Raw genomic sequence first — 2,665 nt, forward strand, 5'->3', positions numbered from 1 at the left:
ATAAATAATCCGTCCTTTCCCTTTTTCCGCAACCCTTGGAGATATTGACCGCGTAAAATCTGTAATTGCTTACAACGTGTTTGTGTATGGTTAGTTGCGTGGTTGGTCAACTAAGTTAACAAACTTTAACGAACCAGTGAAAATTCCGCAGGAATTTTCGCAAGTAGGGAAGAACAAAGCAATTAATTATACACGGTGTTATGGGCTTTTATTTCTCAATCATTATTTCAATTGGATATTTTTTATAATCAAAAATCTTGATTTCTTTATCTAAATCGTCATATCTATCTTCGAAACGTTCGAAATTGTCTGAATAACCAAATGAACCTGTTTTCTTTAATCCTTCAACTATTTTTACAGAACCTACTTTTTCAAATGAATCTTTAAATTTTAGTAAATCTTTATGTTCAACTGCATCAATTACAAATCCAAAAAAGAATTTTTTATTTCCTCCAACATAATCCCAAATTATATCAATTCCAGGTTGTTGCTCTCTTGTCGTTTCTTTGTCATATCCTGACCCAATTGTTCGTCCTAAAATCATTTCGTTAATGATTGATTTTTCAGTAGGTTTTTCTGAACTTTTATAAATTGTTGGTACAAACCAATAGTTACAATTTCCTCTATATTGGTCTATTTTCATACAAATTAGACTTCTGTAACTATTATCTTTAACCTTGAATGATAAAATATCATTTTCGCTAAATAGAAAATTAGAAATTTTTCTATATTTTTTTGGTTTACGAATTTTACCGTTTTCTTTTTTGATTTTATTTAAAAATCTTGTTAAAACACTTTTTCTAGATTTACCTTCTTTCTCAGACAACTTTGTCCATTCGTTTACACAAGCATTTTTTGATATAACATTCTCAATATATTCAACTCGTTCAGCTGTCATTAGCCCGATTTCCCAATATGCAAGTCCGCAACTTGTTACATAAATTTCATTATCGAAAGCATCAAAATAATCTGGTTGTTCTAAAGGGAATTCATTAAGTATCATTTTCAATTCTGCCTCACTATCATATAAATCCATAATTCCCCAATATGTATCGTGAGCAGTATCTCCATCAATTATTTTAGTTCCATCTGTTGCCATTCAGTTTTTTTTAATTGCCTATAACGTGTTTGTGTATGGTTAGTTGCGTGGTTAAGCAACTAAGTTAGTAAACTTTAACGAACCTGTGAATATTCCGCAGGAATATTCGCAAGTAGGGAAGAACCTAGCAATTAATTATACACGGTGTTAGCCACTGGCTTTTTCCGTTACTTTATTCACTTTTACATAAAACCAAGGCGAAGATTCAAATCCGTTTTTTTCATCATTCATATATTCCACCATTTCTGTCCATTTATCATTTTCGCTAATCAGTCCGTATTCGTTTATTTCAATTCCGAACTTTTTGATTAGTTCACTTGCCAAATCGTGGCAATGAAAACTGTGAAATTCACTACTATCTTCAATTCCAATTAAGTCATATCCTAAAGTCTGTTCGTCTTTGTTTTCTGAAATTCCTTTTTTTAGATTTATTGAAAGTCCGATTTCGCCAAAAGTTGTCTTTTCAGGATTGAATAAATTTAGTAATTTGTCTCTTTCTGTTTCGGGAAAGTTAATACTCAATATTTCACTTTCTGCTTTTGGGAAAAATGAACTTTTATATTCGGTTAAGGTTTCTAAATCGGCAAATGTACAAATCCAACCGATTTTGTTTTCCTCCATTTTTTTGTCCGTCCAATTCTGAATTTCTTTAATCAGCTTTTCATTAAGATTAAAATCCGATTTGGTTTCTGCACTAACATTTTTTCCGTCTTCCGCCCACGAAATTGACCAAGCGTTAAAAAAGGAATCGTTTATGCAAATACTACAAGTATGCAATTTTTTTCCTTCGTAAGTTCCAAAATTGGAATCACGAAGTTTAATTAAATAATATGCTCCAGTATAGTATCTCAATGTTTCTTCAGCTTGTGGCTAACGTGTTTGTGTATGGTTAGTTGCGTGGTTGGGCAACTAAGTTAGCAAACTTTAACGAACCTGTGAATATTCCGCAGGAATATTCGCAAGTAGGGAAGAACCTAGCAATGAATTATACACGGTGTTAGCAGCCGGCTTTTAATTATACGCTGTTTCATTAAAGAACTCTGACATTGATTTTAACGTATAATTCCTTATCAGTGTCTAATTAGTTTCAAATTAGTTTTTTCACGTTCAGATCGACCGTAAAGCTTTTTAAAATTAAATCAGAGTAGAGTGAGTAGTTTGTTGGCTTACTATAATGATCTTTTAAAATCTAATGTCTAAAGGTTTCTATTATCCAGCGTTGTTAATCCGTGTTGTTAATCCGTGTTGTTAATCAATTCTACTTATCCATCTGAGTAATTAATCCAACGTTGTTGCTCCGTGTTACTTGTCAATTTACCTTATCCGACTGAGTGGTTAATCCTGCGTTAATATTCCGTATTACTTATCACGCTAGATTATCCAGATGAGAATTTAATTGTGACTAGGAATATAAAACTCTTTGATTAGGAAAGAGATTAGCAAAACGTGAGTGCTTGCTGCTAACGGTTAAATATATGAATAGTAAGGGATTTAAAAAGCTATTCCTTCGGGTTTTTAATAAGCCAATTTAGTAAATAAATATTTAAATTTTTAATAGATATTTTT

The 2,665-nt window shown here is 31.7% G+C and carries 2 protein-coding genes; both read right to left on the reverse strand.

Annotated features, from left to right (window positions below):
• Positions 1 to 208 precede the first annotated feature (208 nt).
• A complete protein-coding gene (locus tag ACFQ13_RS01890; RefSeq protein WP_386113439.1) occupies positions 209 to 1,099 on the reverse strand; it encodes a hypothetical protein in 891 nt (296 codons plus the stop codon).
• Between the two features lie 147 nt (positions 1,100 to 1,246).
• Complete coding sequence (locus ACFQ13_RS01895) at positions 1,247 to 1,951, reverse strand: hypothetical protein (protein ID WP_386113441.1); 705 nt, start codon at positions 1,949 to 1,951, stop codon at positions 1,247 to 1,249.
• Positions 1,952 to 2,665 lie beyond the last annotated feature (714 nt).

The organism is Winogradskyella rapida, assembly GCF_042675845.1.
In the GTDB taxonomy this organism is placed as follows: domain Bacteria; phylum Bacteroidota; class Bacteroidia; order Flavobacteriales; family Flavobacteriaceae; genus Winogradskyella; species Winogradskyella rapida.